At 71.2% G+C, this 14,184-nt stretch carries 15 protein-coding genes and 1 pseudogene; 6 read left to right on the top strand and 10 right to left on the bottom strand.

The window, feature by feature from the left end; all coding sequences use genetic code 11:
• Nucleotides 1-82 precede the first annotated feature (82 nt).
• Both AB0B48_RS26355 and AB0B48_RS26360 read right to left on the bottom strand, forming a co-directional pair.
• Nucleotides 83-910 (bottom strand): alpha/beta hydrolase, encoded by an 828-nt coding sequence (locus AB0B48_RS26355; RefSeq protein WP_357206206.1) that lies wholly within the window; start codon nucleotides 908-910, stop codon nucleotides 83-85.
• 32 nt (nucleotides 911-942) lie between these two features.
• Nucleotides 943-1,608: a DUF4097 family beta strand repeat-containing protein gene (locus AB0B48_RS26360; RefSeq protein WP_357206208.1), complete on the bottom strand. Its 666-nt coding sequence runs from the start codon at nucleotides 1,606-1,608 to the stop codon at nucleotides 943-945.
• A gap of 237 nt (nucleotides 1,609-1,845) precedes the next feature.
• On the opposite strand from AB0B48_RS26360, the gene AB0B48_RS26365 reads away from it, so the two are divergent.
• On the top strand, nucleotides 1,846-2,595 hold the full coding sequence (locus AB0B48_RS26365; protein ID WP_357206210.1) for a helix-turn-helix domain-containing protein: 750 nt from the start codon (nucleotides 1,846-1,848) through the stop codon (nucleotides 2,593-2,595).
• A 16-nt stretch (nucleotides 2,596-2,611) separates the two neighbouring features.
• On the opposite strand, the gene AB0B48_RS26370 is transcribed toward AB0B48_RS26365, so the two are convergent.
• From AB0B48_RS26370 to AB0B48_RS26385, 4 genes are all read right to left on the bottom strand, one after another.
• Nucleotides 2,612-3,103 (bottom strand): hypothetical protein, encoded by a 492-nt coding sequence (locus AB0B48_RS26370; RefSeq protein ID WP_357206229.1) that lies wholly within the window; start codon nucleotides 3,101-3,103, stop codon nucleotides 2,612-2,614.
• Nucleotides 3,104-3,217: 114 nt separating this feature from the next.
• On the bottom strand, nucleotides 3,218-4,501 hold the full coding sequence (locus AB0B48_RS26375; protein WP_357206212.1) for an MFS transporter: 1,284 nt from the start codon (nucleotides 4,499-4,501) through the stop codon (nucleotides 3,218-3,220).
• 71 nt (nucleotides 4,502-4,572) lie between these two features.
• Nucleotides 4,573-5,022, bottom strand: a complete 450-nt coding sequence (locus AB0B48_RS26380; RefSeq protein WP_357206214.1) for a MarR family transcriptional regulator — start codon at nucleotides 5,020-5,022, stop codon at nucleotides 4,573-4,575.
• Between the two features lie 114 nt (nucleotides 5,023-5,136).
• Nucleotides 5,137-6,615: an NCS2 family permease gene (locus AB0B48_RS26385; RefSeq protein WP_357206216.1), complete on the bottom strand. Its 1,479-nt coding sequence runs from the start codon at nucleotides 6,613-6,615 to the stop codon at nucleotides 5,137-5,139.
• An 88-nt stretch (nucleotides 6,616-6,703) separates the two neighbouring features.
• Between AB0B48_RS26385 and AB0B48_RS26390 the strand changes: the two genes are divergently transcribed.
• Nucleotides 6,704-6,949: a DUF2530 domain-containing protein gene (locus AB0B48_RS26390; protein ID WP_091395273.1), complete on the top strand. Its 246-nt coding sequence runs from the start codon at nucleotides 6,704-6,706 to the stop codon at nucleotides 6,947-6,949.
• Nucleotides 6,950-6,985: 36 nt separating this feature from the next.
• On the opposite strand, the gene AB0B48_RS26395 is transcribed toward AB0B48_RS26390, so the two are convergent.
• Entirely contained in the window at nucleotides 6,986-7,825 is an 840-nt protein-coding gene (locus AB0B48_RS26395) for a DUF3027 domain-containing protein (RefSeq protein WP_357206218.1), read from the bottom strand.
• Nucleotides 7,826-7,913: 88 nt separating this feature from the next.
• Between AB0B48_RS26395 and AB0B48_RS26400 the strand changes: the two genes are divergently transcribed.
• Together AB0B48_RS26400 and AB0B48_RS26405 are read left to right on the top strand one after the other, a co-directional pair.
• On the top strand, nucleotides 7,914-9,527 hold the full coding sequence (locus AB0B48_RS26400) for an MFS transporter (RefSeq protein WP_357206219.1): 1,614 nt from the start codon (nucleotides 7,914-7,916) through the stop codon (nucleotides 9,525-9,527).
• Nucleotides 9,524-10,174, top strand: a complete 651-nt coding sequence (locus AB0B48_RS26405; RefSeq protein WP_357206221.1) for a futalosine hydrolase — start codon at nucleotides 9,524-9,526, stop codon at nucleotides 10,172-10,174. The genes AB0B48_RS26400 and AB0B48_RS26405 overlap by 4 nt, the downstream gene beginning before the upstream one ends.
• 13 nt (nucleotides 10,175-10,187) lie before the next feature.
• Here the strand turns inward: AB0B48_RS26405 and AB0B48_RS26410 are convergent, their stop codons facing one another.
• Nucleotides 10,188-11,048 carry a helix-turn-helix transcriptional regulator gene (locus AB0B48_RS26410; protein ID WP_357206223.1) on the bottom strand — a complete coding sequence of 287 codons (861 nt, stop codon included), beginning with the start codon at nucleotides 11,046-11,048 and terminating at the stop codon, nucleotides 10,188-10,190.
• Nucleotides 11,049-11,483: 435 nt separating this feature from the next.
• On the opposite strand from AB0B48_RS26410, the gene AB0B48_RS26415 reads away from it, so the two are divergent.
• On the top strand, nucleotides 11,484-12,332 hold the full coding sequence (locus tag AB0B48_RS26415; protein WP_357206225.1) for a 1,4-dihydroxy-6-naphthoate synthase: 849 nt from the start codon (nucleotides 11,484-11,486) through the stop codon (nucleotides 12,330-12,332).
• On the opposite strand, the gene AB0B48_RS26420 is transcribed toward AB0B48_RS26415, so the two are convergent.
• Both AB0B48_RS26420 and AB0B48_RS26425 read right to left on the bottom strand, forming a co-directional pair.
• Nucleotides 12,293-12,679 carry a cold shock domain-containing protein gene (locus AB0B48_RS26420; RefSeq protein ID WP_355004957.1) on the bottom strand — a complete coding sequence of 129 codons (387 nt, stop codon included), beginning with the start codon at nucleotides 12,677-12,679 and terminating at the stop codon, nucleotides 12,293-12,295. The genes AB0B48_RS26415 and AB0B48_RS26420 overlap by 40 nt on opposite strands.
• A 27-nt stretch (nucleotides 12,680-12,706) precedes the next feature.
• Nucleotides 12,707-13,330, bottom strand: coding sequence for an HAD hydrolase-like protein (locus tag AB0B48_RS26425; protein ID WP_357206227.1), 624 nt, complete (start codon nucleotides 13,328-13,330; stop codon nucleotides 12,707-12,709).
• Nucleotides 13,331-13,413: 83 nt separating this feature from the next.
• On the opposite strand from AB0B48_RS26425, the pseudogene AB0B48_RS26430 reads away from it, so the two are divergent.
• A pseudogene (locus tag AB0B48_RS26430) lies at nucleotides 13,414-14,184 on the top strand (hypothetical protein); the annotation flags it as partial.

Here is a 14,184-nt window from a genome sequence, read left to right on the forward strand (position 1 = left end):
TGACCTTGTGTCACCCGTCAACGCGCGCGTTCGAACCTCAGCTCCCTGAGCGACATGGTCCGCCCGGCGGTGTAGCGGCCGACTACGCACCCTCGTTGAGGGTCCTTCGTGCGGTTCGGCTGAGGGCGGCGACTCCGCGTACCGCTTCGGCGACGGCGCGGAAGTCCTTCTTGAGGATCGCACCGTGGTTGCTGGCGACCTTCGCCCCGATGGTGATGTGCGGGTTGCGGGCGGTCACCGCGTCGAGGCTGGCGCGGATCTGCTCCTGCTCGTCCCCGCGACTGCCGAGGGACGTCCCCGAGGCGACGACGTACCGCACCGGAACGCTGATGGCGTCCAGCACCGGGCCCAGTTCGCGCTCGCGGGAGAGTTCGCCCAGTTCGATGTTGCTGTCCGCCATCTGGTCGGCGTTCATCCGTGGGGTCAGGCCGGTCGGGCGGAGCAGCGGCATGAACAGGTTCATCCGTCGGAACATCTTGCGGATCCGTTGCGCCATGGCATCGTCGAGCCAGTCGTGCGGGAACGCGCCGTCGACCAGGACCGCGCCCAGGGCACGCTCCGGGTTCCGGTTGGCCCAGTGCGCCCCGACCACCGCTCCGTAGGACCAACCCACCAGCACCGCCTGGGCCACCCCCCGGGCGGCGAGTACGGCGTCGACGTCCCGGACGGCAGCTTCGAACGAGTAGTCGGCTGAGCGCTCCGACTTCCTGCCGCGAGCCCGCTCGTCGTAGGTGATGTGCCGGAACTCGGTGCCCAGTTCGGCGATGACCCGCCGCCAGTAGCCCTGGGTGGCGAACTGGCCGTTGAGGTAGACCACCGGGATGCCGGGGCCACCGGTGTCGGTGACGGCCAGGGCCGTGTCGTCGACCGACACCATGCCGGCCCACGGGGAGCTGGTAGCTGGGTTCATGTCGTACTCCTGTCGCCTGGTCGTGGTGGGGTTCAGAGGCTCCGGGCGGTGATGTCGCCCTGGGAGGTGGTGGCGCGGATGTCGAGCGTCGTGGTGCCGTCGTTCTTGAGGGCGTTGCTGATCCGGCCGTGGCCGGTGCCGGCGTCGAGTGCGGCGGAGACGCCGGCGGCGGCACCGACCGAGATGTCGCCGGACTGGGTGCTGAGCACGACCGCGCCGCGCACGGCCTCGGCGATCCGGATGTCACCCCGGGCGGTGCTGATCTCCGCGGGGCCGTTGAGCCGGCCGACCTCGACGTCGCCGTCGATCGCGGCGAGCCGCAGGCTCGCGACCTCGTCAATCTTGATCTGGCGGTACGCCCCGTCGAAGGCGATGTCGCCGAGACGCCCGACGCCGCGAAGTTCTGCGCTGGCGGTCCTGGCCTTGATCGTGGAGCCGGCGGGGAGCTGAACGGTCACCTCCAGCGACCCGGACGGGCCGACGAGCGGGTTGCCGGGGGCCGAGGCCGTGATCCGCAGGACGCCGTCGGTGTAGGCGACAGTGGTCTGCTCGGCGGCCCTGGTGTCGCGCTTCTTCGAGGGGTCGGTGGGCAGAACCTCGACGACGGTGTCGGCGCGGTCCGCGGCGATCAACTGGATCCGTCCGGCGGGGATGTCGAGGACGGCCGAGATGGGGGCGGGGGTGTCGAACGTCTGCATCGTGTTCTCCTGCGTTGGCAGTTCTTTCTGACAACGGAAACGCTACGTTGCTTTCCATGGACAGGCAACAAGGTTGTTGCGTTGGCGTTGCATAGATGCAGCTCAGACCGCACAAAGTGTTGCAACGGTTCTGGAGATAACGCAACGATGAAGGTTTCAGCCGTTGCAACAGGCGGAGAGTGAACGCTATGGTGGGGCAGTCAGAGGACGCGACGAGGAATCACCGGGGAGATCGTGATGCCGGGAGGCAGACTCAGTCAGCAGGAGCGCCAGCAGATCGCGCTGGGGCTGATCGACAGCCTTCCCTACGCGGAGATCGCCCGGCGCCTCGACCGTCCCACGTCGACAGTCACCCGCGAGGTGATGCGCAACGGCGGCCCCACCGCCTACCGCGCCGAGCTGGCCCACCGCGCCACCGAACGTCGCGCCCAGCGGCGCAGGACAGTCACCTCACCGGGAGCCACCGCGCTCCCTCAGGAGCATGGACGTGACGCCGAGGCCGTGGCGGAGTACGGGGAGACGTTCACCACGGTCCTCATGGCTTCGGGCCTGCCCAAGATGGCGGCCCGGGTCCTGACCCACCTGTTCATCACCGACTCGGCCAGCCTCACCGCGTCACAGCTCGCCCAACGCCTCCAGGTCAGCCCGGCGTCGATCTCCAAGGCGATCACCTTCCTGGAGAGTCAGAGCCTCGTCCGCCGGGAACGCGACGAACGCCGCCGCGACCGCTACGTGGTCGACGACGAGCTGTTCTACCAGGCGACGATCGCCAGCGCCCGGGCCAACGACCAACTCGTCGCAACCGCGCGCCAGGGCGTCGCCATTCTCGGCCCGCAGACCCCCGCCGCCGCCCGCCTGGAGAACATCGCCCGTTTCCTCGACTTCATCAGTGAGAGCATCGTCCGCGCCGCCGAGCAGGGCCGCGCGGTGCTTCACACCGGGTCCCAACCCGTTGCCCAGGCCACCGGGCAACCGGATCGGCGGTGACCGACGGGCGGGCGGGTCAGCGGTGTCGCTGCCGCTGCCCGGGGCGGGCCGCCGGAAGGGCCAGACCGGCGGCGTGCAGCACGCCCTCCACCCGGACCCGCTCGATCTCCTGGTCGACGCCCTCCAACTCGGCGAGGTGCTCGGCGATGCCGAGGGCGCGGCAGGCGAGACGAAGCCGGTCGTCGTACGCCTGGAGCAGCGCGCTGTGCCAGACCATCGAGCGACCGCTACCGCCGACCCGCTGACCGCCGAGACGGCGCAGGTCTGCGGCGAGCTGCTCCAGCGGCCGGCGGTCGACGCTGTCGAACTCGCTGAGGTCGATGTCCCGAGTCAGCGCGTCGGCCTCGATGGCACGGTCGAGTCTGGCGATCGTGCGCTTCTCCCGTCGGCGGTCACGCCACTCGGACCAGCCGCAGACCACCCGGTCGAGGATCTCGTCGTAGCAGAAGAGCAGGGCGAACGCCGCCGGCAGCGTGGCCACGGCGAGGAACGCCAGGGCCAGCGTCAGCGCGTGTCCGACTCCCACGCATCGACGCTAAGCCCCACCGTGCCACCCCGCCAGCGATTTGGCCGCATCCGAGCAATCCGCGCAACCGGATGCGGCCGGAGCCGGCGGTAAACCTCAGCAGTCGGTGGAGGTGACGTAGAAGCGGGGCATCGGCAGCACCCGGAAACGCAGCCGGGCACCGGAGTGGCGGAGCTGCCAGGTGAGGGCGATCACCGCGGCGGCCAGCGAGATGAGCCCACCCATCCAGATGCTGGCACCGGCACCGTAGTGCTCCGCGACCCAGCCGATCAGCGGCGCGCCGACCGGGTTGGTACCCAGGAACACCAGCACCCACAGGGCCATCACCCGACCCCGGAAGGCCGCGTCCACGCCCAACTGGACCCGCTGGTTGGCGGCCTGGGCGAAGAAGACCATGAAGAAGCCGGTCGGCACCAGCAGGGCCACGACCAGCCAGTACGTCGAGGCGAGACCGACCAGGGTGCCGAAGCTGGCGCAGGCGATCGCCGCGCCGAGCACCAGCCAGACCGACGGCCGGCTGCGCCGACCGGTGCCGCTGAGCGCGCCGCCGAGCGCGCCCACGGCCAGCGCCGTGCTGAACAGGCCGAAGGAGGCGGCACCGGTGTGGAAGACCGTCTTCGCCAGCGCGGCGAGGGTGAGCTGGAAGTTGAACAGCGACATGCCGATCACCGACATGACAGCCATCGGCAGCAGCAGGTCGGGGCGACGGAACACGTACCGCAGCCCGTCGATGACCCGTGCGGACGCCCGCTCGTCGCGCGGCAGCAGGGCCTCGCGGTGCAGGTCGGCCGTCCGCATCCGGACCACGTTGACCAGGGGCGCGACCGAGCTGAGGGCGGTGAACAGGAAGACCGGGCCCACGTCGAACGCGGCGATCGCCAGGCCGGCGACGGCCGGGCCGACGATCCGCGCCGAGTTGAACACGGCGGCGTTCAGCGACAACGCGTTGGGCAGCAGCGGCGTGCCGACGAGTTCGGAGACGAACGCCTGCCGGACCGGGGTCTCCACGGCGTTGGCCGTGCCGAGCAGCGCGGCGAAGGCGAAGACGTGCCAGAGCTGCACCAGGTCGGTGAGGACCAGCACCGCCATGCCGAGCGCCAGCACACTCCAGAAGGCGTTGGCGACGAAGAGCAGCACCCGCTTGTCGTACCGGTCGGCGAGCCGGCCGGAGAACAGGGTGAGCAGCAGCACCGGGGTGAACTGACACGCGGTCACCACGCCGAGCGCGGTCGCCGAGTTGTCGGAGAGGTCGAGGACGAGCCAGTCCTGGGCGATGAACATCATCCAGACACCGATCAGTTTGATCAGTTGCCCGGATGCGAAGAGCCGGTAGTTGCGGACCTGTAGGGACTGGAACATCGTGCTCAGCTTGGCCTGCACTCTTGGTGCGCCTCCTCGGACGTACGCGTCATCGACAGGTGACGGCACGGACCCGGTGGCGCGGGCGCGGCTCAGGCGCGAGCGAGCTGCTGAAGAATCTGGGCGGCCCTCTGCAGGGTCTCCCGTTCGTCCTCGTCGAGCGCGGCCAGCCGGTGGGCCAGCCATTCGTCGCGGGCCCGCTCGAACTGGTCGAGCACGGCCTGCGCTCCTTCGGTCGCCGCGAGGATGACCTGCCGCCCGTCGGTCGGATGGGGTGTCCGCTGCACAAGGCCGCGGTCCTCCAACTTCCCGACGATCTTGGTCATCGTCGGCGGCTGCACCCGCTCCACGTCGGCCAGCTCACGGGGTGTCATCGCGCCCGCCAGCCGCAGGCTGGTGAGCGCGGAGATCTGGGTGACCGTGAGGTCGCCGACCGGTCGGGCCTGTCGGACCCGCCGGTTGAGTCGGGTGATCGCATCACGCAGCTGGGGAGCCAGCTGCGCCGGTGGCACGCGTTCCGCCGTCACCGTCCGCTCCGTCACAGTAGTTAGCTTAACTAATGAGCATGGCTAACGACATCCGTTATGACCAGGCTCACGAGGGGATTCAGATGGTACGGGCGGGGAATCCCGATCGATTCCCCGCCCGGACGAGCCTCAGAGCACCAGGGACTCGATCGGCCCACGCAGGAAGTACAGCACGAAGAGCACGGCCACCCCGTACAGCAACGGGTGAATCTCCCGGGCCTTGCCCCGCGCCAGCTTGACCACCACGAAGGTGATCAGACCAGCGCCGATCCCGTTGGAGATCGAGTAGGTGAACGGCATCAACACGATGGTGAGGAAGGCCGGAATGGCGATCTCGTAGTCGGACCAGTCGATCGTCCGCACCGCTGTCATCATCAGGAACCCGACCACCACCAGGGCCGTCGACGCCGCCTCGAACGGCACGATCACGACCAGCGGCGCCAGGAACATCGCGAGCAGGAAGAGCGCGCCGGTGACCAGGTTGGCCACACCGGTCCGGGCACCCTCCGCGACACCGGCGGCGCTCTCGATGTACGACGTGTTGCTGGAGGTGCTGGCCGCACCGCCGGCCGCCGCCGCGATCGAGTCGACCAGCAGGATCTCCTTGGCCTTCGGCGGAGTGCCCTGCTCGTCGAGCAGCCCACCCTCCTGGCCGACCGCGACCATCGTGCCCATGGTGTCGAAGAAATCCGTAATCAACAGCGTGAAGATGAACATCAGCACGACCAGCCAACCGGCGCGGCCCCACGAGTCCAACACGTTGAACTTGCCGAGCAGCGACAGGTCCGGCAGGTCGACCACCGACTTCGGCAACTCCGGCACGTTCAGCGACCAGCCCTTCGGGTTGGGCTGACCGTTGACGAACGACGGGCCGATGTTGCCGATCGCCTCCACGATCACCGCGAGCACCGTCGAGGCGAGGATGCCGATCAGGATCGCGCCCTTGACCCGACGGACCACCAGCACCAGCGTGATCAGCAGGCCCACCACGAAGACCAGCATCGGCCAGCTCACCAGCTTGCCGCCGATGCCCAGGCCGACCGGAACTGTGGTGTTGGCATCGTCCGGGATGCGCCGGACGAAACCGGCGTCCACCAGGCCGATGATGGTCAGGAACAGACCGATGCCGACCCCGATCGCACTCTTCATCTGCGTCGGCACCGAGCGGAACACAGCGGTCCGCAGACCGGTCAGCACCAGCACCGCGATGATCAGACCCTCGATCACCACCAGGCCCATCGCGTCTGCCCAGGTCATCTCGGGGGCGATCTCGTACGCCACGAGCGCGTTGACACCCAGACCGGCGGCGAGCGCCAGCGGGAACCGGCCGACCACACCCATGAGGATGGTCATCAGGCCGGCGACCAGCGCGGTCGCGGCAGCCAGCGCGGGAATCGGGAGGCTCTTGCCGTCACCGTCGACGGCGCCACCCAGGATCAGCGGGTTGAGCACCACGATGTACGCCATCGTGAAGAAGGTCGCCAGGCCACCGCGTACCTCACGGCTCAACGTCGAGCCACGGGCGGAAATCTCGAAGAACCGGTCGAAACCGTTACGCGGAGGGGCGGATTTGGAAGGTGTGCCGTTCTCGGGCGGCGCTACGGCCATCAGGTCCTCGCAGGTGATCTTCCAGTTGTCGCGCGCATCGTCCCAGATCGTCGGCGGGCAGGGGAAGTAGATCCCGTACGCTTGCCGAATGCCGAACGAGCAGCCACCGCGGCCCGCACCACTGGATCCGCCGATGGTGCCGTTCGCCCTCGCCGGGTTGATCGCGTGGGCCGTGGCCGGGCTGGTCCTGCTGATCTTCTTCCGGGGCTGGCTGACCGACCACGGTCACCAGAACTGGCTCTGGACCTGCCTCGCCGGCTTCCTGTGGGGTTTCCCGGGCCTCGCCGTGATGATGCGGCACGACGCCAACCGACGACGTCGCCGCGCAAGGTGAGCTGGCCGCCGCGCCGGAGCACTCCGGCGCGGACGATCAGGAGTGCCCGTACGGCTCCGCCGGCTCAGCGGCCTCCACCGAGCCCGGAGCCCGGCTGACCGACATGGCCTCCACCGCGCTGTCGTCGTAAACAGTGGGCAGCTCGTCGACAGCGGTCTCGGCCGCCTCGATCAACGTCTCGGAGTGGGCGCCGCAACCGTGGTCGGCGCTCACCACCCGGCCGTCGTCGGGAGCGTAGAAGTTGCCGCACGCACCGAATGCCTGCCGCATCGCACCGGCCAGCGGCAGGTAGAAGCCGCAGGTGCCGCAGCGGGCGGCGGTCGGAGCGGCGGACGAGATGGCCGCGGCGGGGCCGTGGTCGCCTTCGTACCAGCGCTGCGCCGTGTCGATGCGACCCTCCCGGGAGAGCACGCGGGCGCGGCCGAGGCCCAACTCCCATGCCGTCTCCTCGACCGCCGGGTCGTCGGAGAGCAGGTAACCGGGGACCAGTCGATCGTCGTCGGGCGAGGTCGGGAGCAGGTCACCCGGACCCAGGTCGCCCGGCTTGAGCCGTTCCTGCCAGGGCAGCCAGCCGGGCGCGAGCAGCGCGTCCGGGCCGGGCAGCAACACCGTCTCGCAGATGGTCACCGTCTTGCTACGCGGCACCCGGGTGACGGTGACCGCCCAGCGCCAGCCGTTGTAGCCGGCGAGGCGACATTCGAAGTAGTGGGTGACGAGCCGGTCGCCCTCGGCGACGACCTGCAGGTGGTCGCCGACATCGTCGGAGCCCACCTCGGTGATGCCGGCGCGGGCCACCTCGACGGCGGCGGCGCAGACCTGGTCGAGACGGGCGGCACGGGTGGAGACGGGCCTGGTCACCCGACCATTGTTCCCCATGCGCCTCGCAGGGGTGACAGGGACTCCCGGGGAACCTTTCCCAGCGGTGGTGCGGCGTACCCGGATCAGATGGGCGAGGATGGTGCACATGCCGTCGTACTCCCGCTCCGGGCGTTCCGTCCTCGGGCGGACCGTCGGCACCGGCATTCGCGCCATCCGTCTGCTGTTGCGTGGTTCGGTGGGTAGCGGCCGCTGGGTGACCCGCCGGGCCGGTCGCGCACGCGCCCGGGGTGCCGGCGGCGAGGTCGGCATGGTTCGCCTGTTCGACCTGCACGCGCTCTCCTGCGCCGGTGACACCCTGATCGCCATCGGCCTGGCCGGCACGATCTTCTTCAACGTGCCGCTCGGCGAGGCTCGCAGCAAGGTCGCGCTCTACCTGTTGGTGACCATGGTGCCGTTCGCGATGCTCGCCCCGGTGGTGGGCCCGCTGCTGGATCACTTCCGGCACGGCCGGCGGTACGCCCTGGCGGCGACGATGCTCGGGCGCGCCTTCCTGGCCTGGTTGATCTCCGACTACATCCACGGCTTCGGGCTCTATCCGGCCGCGTTCGGGGTGCTCGCGCTCTCCCGGGCGTACGGCGTGGCCCGATCCGCGGCGGTGCCCCGGTTGCTGCCGGAGGGGCTCGGTCTGTCCCAGGTGGGTGCCCGGGCCAGCGTCTACGGCACCGTCGCGGGTGCGCTGGTGGCGCCGATCGGGTTGGCCGCGTTCTGGTTCGGGCCGCAGTGGCCGCTGCGGGTCGCGTCGGTGATCTTCCTGGTCGGCATGGTGATCTCCCTGCGGCTGCCGCCAAAGGCCGACTCGGAGCCACCGGAGCGGGTCCCCCGGCCACTGCGCGCGCTGGGCCGCCGCCGTGGCGACCGGCCGCTGGGCCGGGGCCGACCGTCCGGCCGGCTGGTGATCGCCACCCTGATCGGCGCGGCGACGCTACGCGCGCTCTACGGCTTCCTGCTGCTCTTCCTCGCCTTCGCGATCAAGAAGGGCGACCTGACGACAGTGGTGTTCGGCCGGGATCTGGGCGCCGAGTGGGCGTTGGGCGTGGTCGGCGGCGCGCTCGCGGTCGGCACCTTCCTGGCCACCGCCATCGGCACCCGGCTGCGCATCCACCGGCCGACCGCCATCCAGTCCAGCAGCATGATCATCGTGGCCGGGGTGGCGGTGCTCGCCGTCATCCAGTTCTCGCTGCTGATGGTCGCCCTGCTCTGCCTTGTCGCCGCGCTGGCCAGCGGGATAGCGAAGCTGGCGGTGGACGCCTCGATCCAGGAGCGCATCCCGGAACGGTTGCGGGCCAGTTCCTTCGCCCACTCCGAGACGGTGCTGATGCTCGCCTTCGTCGCCGGCGGTGGGCTCGGGCTGGTGCCGTTCGACGGCCGGATGGGCATCGCCGTGGCCGCCGGGGTCGGCGTACTGGCGGCGATCCGGGGTGTGCTGGCCGCCGCCCGGCTGCGCGGTGAGAAGCTGGCCGGCCGACCGCTCGGTGACGACGAGCTGACTGAGGACGAGCCGACGGACGAGCCGGCGGACGAGCCCGGGGACCCCACACCGACCTCACCGGCCCCGGCCCGGACCAGCTCACCGCAGTACGACGACCCGAGCCTCGCCCCGCCGGGCTACCACATCTACCGCCCGTCGTCGGCCGTTGGCGGCCCGGGTGGCGGGGCCGACGACGAAACCCGCCGCGAGTCCCCCGGCTCACTTTCGTGACCGGGCTGCTGGTGGTGACGGCGGTTCCAGCCGAGGCGGACGCGGTCCGCTCCGGGCTGACCGACCCCAGCGTGACCGTCACCCCGATCGGTGTGGGCCCGGCCCTCGCCGGTGCCGCCACCGCCCGGCTGTTGGCGCTGGCAGAGGCCGCCGGTCGTCCGTACCGTGCGGTGGTCAGCGCCGGCGTTGCCGGCGGCTTCACCGGGCGGGCCGAGGTCGGCGACACGGTGCTCGGCACCGCCAGCATCGCCGCCGACCTGGGTGCCGAGTCGCCCGACGGCTTCATCCCGGTCGACGAGCTGGGCATGCCGCCCGCGCTGCTCGGTGCCGGCAGCAGGGTCCCGGCGGACCCGGGCCTGCTGGCGGCACTGCGAGCCGCCCTCCCGACGGCCACGGCCGGCCCGGTGCTCACGGTCAGCACCGTCACCGGCACCATGGCCAGCACCGACGAGCTGCGCCGGAGGCATCCGGAAGCGGTCGCCGAAGCCATGGAGGGGTACGGCGTGGCGGTCGCCGCGGCGCAGGCCGGGGTGCCCTTCGCCGAACTGCGCACGATCTCCAACCCGATCGGCCCCCGCGACCGGGACGCCTGGCGGCTGCGCGAAGCCCTGGCCGCCCTGACCGCAGCAGCCCCGGCACTTCGCTGACCCCGGCCGACGCTCAGAAAAAGCGGCGCTTGCCCAGGCGCAGTGCGGCAGCGCGGCGTGCCTCGATCTCGAAACCGCACGCCAGCAGCAGGTCGGTGCCGAACCCCTCGGCGACAGCGACCGCGTCGTCGATGCCCGCCTCGCGCATCCCGGTCACGAGCGCGGTGACCAGCCGTCGCCCGAGCCCCAACCGCCGGTGCCGGGCGTCGACAAGCACGCCGTCGAGCACCATCTCCCGCTCCGGCATGTCCGGATGCCACTCGCCGAACTCCAGGAACGGGCTGCGCTCATGGGCCCGCAGCTCACCAACCAGCGTGCCGTCGGGAAGCTCGGCGACGTAGCGCCAGCAGGTGGCCGGCAGGTCGCTGGCCAGCACCCGGCGCACCTGCGCAGTCCTTCGGACATCGGCAGCCCACCGCCGGTTGTCGCGATAGCGCCGGTTCAGCTCGTAGGCGGCCGGCGGCAGCGGGAGCGGATACCGCTCGGGCGGCAACCGGTACCACTCCGCCCACCAGGCGCCGGGCCAGTCCCGAGGCTCGTGGACCGGCCAGACGTCCAGGTGAGCCGGGTATCGGCGGCCCGCCTCGTCGCGCATGTCGTCGTGCGGAACCGGCGCGGGTTCGGTGACGCCGGAGACAGCCGGTGGGACGCCGACGGCCAGCGTCCCACCGGCCGCCCGGACGAGGCGTTCCACTGTCCGGAATCGGGGATCGAGCGCCCGCCCCGACTCGATCCGGGCGAGCGTCGGCTGCGGCACCCCGGATCTCTCGGCCAACTGCCGCTGACTCAGATCGGCCCGCCGACGCAGAGCGCGGAGCGCCGGACCGAGATCGACCCCGCTGGTCTCGGCCGTGTGATCACTCGCCTCGGTCACAGACCGATGCTCCCCGCTGGTCAGCGCACTATCAACACCCCGGCCAGACCTGTGGATAAAGCTGTGGACAACCGCTCGGCTCGGTGGACGACCTACTCCGCAAGCCCCCTTTGGAGCTGAATCGTCTACGACATCATCACGGCCTGCGCGCACCAGCAGGCGTTCGGAAGGCATGGCCTCGCATCACGACTCCGCACCGCTGCGCCCTGAGCCCAGCGCGATTCGTTCGCGACATCAGCTCCAAAGGGAGTCCGAGACACGTGCCCGGCCTCCGCGCACACAACGGGCCGGCGGCCACGCAGCCGCCGGCAACCGGCCACGGTCCGGTCCGGTCCGGTCCGGTCCCACCAGCCGGTCGTCGCGGATCTCCGACGCGGATCACACGGGGCGGGGTGGGCGCGAAAGCTGGGCTGAGGGCGGGACTACCGTGAGGGTGTGGCGCTCTCCCTGGCGATCTCGCCCTGCCCCAACGACACGTTCGTCTTCCACGCGCTGGTGCACGGGCGGGTGCCCGACGCACCGCCGGTCGAGGTGACGTACGCCGACGTGGACGTCACCAACACGGCGGCCGAGCAGGGCGCGTTCGACCTGGTGAAGGTGAGCTTCGCGGCGCTGCCCTGGCTGCTCGACGACTACCACCTGCTGCCCTGCGGCGGCGCTCTCGGTCGCGGTTGTGGTCCGCTGGTGCTCACCCGGGGCGACCGCGACGGCGGCCCGGACCGCACCGACCTGACCGGTGCCACTGTGGCGGTGCCGGGTGACCGGACCACCGCGTACCTGCTGTTCCGGCTCTGGTCGGCCGGGCGGCCACCGGCCCGGATCGAGGTGGTGCCGTTCCACGAGATCATGCCGGGCGTGGCGGCTGGGCGCTACGACGCCGGGCTGGTCATCCACGAGGCCCGGTTCACCTACCACCGGCACGGCCTGAGCGCCCTCGTCGACCTCGGCGAATGGTGGGAGGCCGACACCGGCCTACCCATCCCCCTCGGCGCGATCCTGGCCCGACGCGGGGCGGTCGACCCGCAGGCCGCGGCCGCCTGGGTCCGCGAGTCGGTCCGGCAGGCCTGGGCGGACCCGAAGGCCAGCCGGGAGTACGTGCTGGCGCACGCCCAGGAGATGGAACTCGACGTGGTCGACCGGCACATCGGCCTCTACGTCAACGAGTTCACAGCGGACCTGGGCGAGGCCGGTTTCGCCGCGGTGGCGGCACTGCTCGACCGGGCCGCCACCGCCGGCCTGGTGCCTCAGACCTCCAGCTCGCGGGCCACCGCGTGGACCAGCTGAGCGATCTTCTGCGCGGACTTCTTGTCCGGGTATCGACCCCGGCGCAGGTCCGGCTGGACCTTCGCCTCCAGCACCTTGATCATGTCTTCGACCAGGCCGTGCAGTTCCTCAGCCGGCCGACGGCGCAGCTCCGACATCGACGGCGGCGCGTCCAGCAGCTTGACCCCCATGGCCTGCGAGCCCCGGCGGCTGTCCACCACGCTGAAGTCGACCCGCTGGCCACCCTTGAGGTCGGTGACACCCGCCGGCAGCGCCCCCTTGGGCAGGAACACGTCGCCGCCCTCGTCACTCGTGACGAAGCCGTATCCCTTGGCCGTGTCGTACCACTTCACTCGACCCGTAGGCACCTGAAAACCCCTGCTTCACTTGAGCCGCTACTGCTCCAAGGCTAGCTGGATCATCCCGTCGAGCGCCGCTGGGAATTCGGTGAGCTCCTCCAGCACCACTTCCGCCCCGGCCGCGCGCAGCTCATCGGAGGAGCACGGGCCGGTCGCCACACCGATGCCGGGCACCCCGGCCGCTGCCGCCGCCACCATGTCCGCGACATGGTCACCGACGTAGTGGGTAGCGCCGTGCTCCCGCAGAGCGGTCGCCTTCTGCTCGGCGAACAGGTCGCCGGCCAACTCGTCGACAGTGAGACCGAGGTGGTCCAGGTGCAACCGGGCCAGCCGGCCGATCTTGGACGTGACGACCAGCACCCGGCCACCGCGTGCACGGATCGCCTCGATCGCCTCCCGCGCGCCGGGCAGCAGGAGCGTCGGGGTGATCGCGTACGCCGGGTACAGCTCGCGATACACCCGCACGGCCGACTCGACCTGATCCGGCGGGAACCAGTGCGCGATCTCGGTACGCAGCGGCGGCCCGAGCCGGGACACCGCCAGCTCGGCGTCGACCGGCACACCGGTCCTCGCGGTCAACGCCCGGTACGCCGCGGCGATGCCGGGGCGGGAGTCCACCAGGGTCATGTCGAGGTCGAATCCGACGGTCAGTGCGGGCATGTCGAGAAACGTACCGGCTACTCCCAGCCGACCGGACGTCCGAGGGGCGCGGAAGCCCGGTGCCGGGCTAGCGTGGAAAGACGATGACCACCTCACTCGCCGACCACCTGCGGTCGCTGCCCGACGAGTCACTGGCCGCGCTCCTCCAACTGCGGCCCGACCTCGTCGTGCCCGTGCCGGCCGACGTCTCCGCCCTGGCCATCCGGGCCCAGTCCCGGGTCTCCGTGGCCCGCGCGCTGGACGGCCTGGACCAGTTCACCCTCCAGATCCTCGACGCCGCCCGCCTCACCCGGAACCCGGACGACGCCACCACGGCCACCGACACCGTGCTCGCGATGGCGACCGCCGGGCCGCACCCGCCGGCTCCGACGGCCGTCCGGGCCGCCGTGGGCCGACTGCGTGCGCTCTTCCTGCTGTACGGCCCGGAACACGCGCTCCAGGTGTTGCCCGCCGTCGACGAAGTCTCCCCGTACCCCGCTGGGCTCGGCCGACCGGCCGCGGAGCTGGACCCGCGCGCGGCCGCGCTCTGCGCGGACCCGGCGAAGCTGCGACGGACGGTGCTCGCCGCCCCGCCCTCGGCCCGGGCGATCCTGGACCGGTTGGCGGCCGGCCCGCCGGTGGGCAGCGTGCCGCCGGGGGCGTTGCAGGCACCGCCGCTCGGCGCGGCGGACCCGGTCCTCACCGACCCGACGAACGGTGGCGCGCCGACCGGCTCCCCGGTGCGGTGGCTCGTCGACAACCGGCTGCTGGTCCCGGCGACGACCGGCTCGTCCACGGCGAGCGGAACGGTGGAGCTGCCCCGCGAGGTCGGCCTGCTGCTGCGCCGCGACAGCGGCCCCCTCGGGCCGCTGCGC

Origin of the sequence: Micromonospora sp. NPDC049089, from assembly GCF_040648775.1 — a bacterium.
In the GTDB taxonomy this organism is placed as follows: domain Bacteria; phylum Actinomycetota; class Actinomycetes; order Mycobacteriales; family Micromonosporaceae; genus Micromonospora.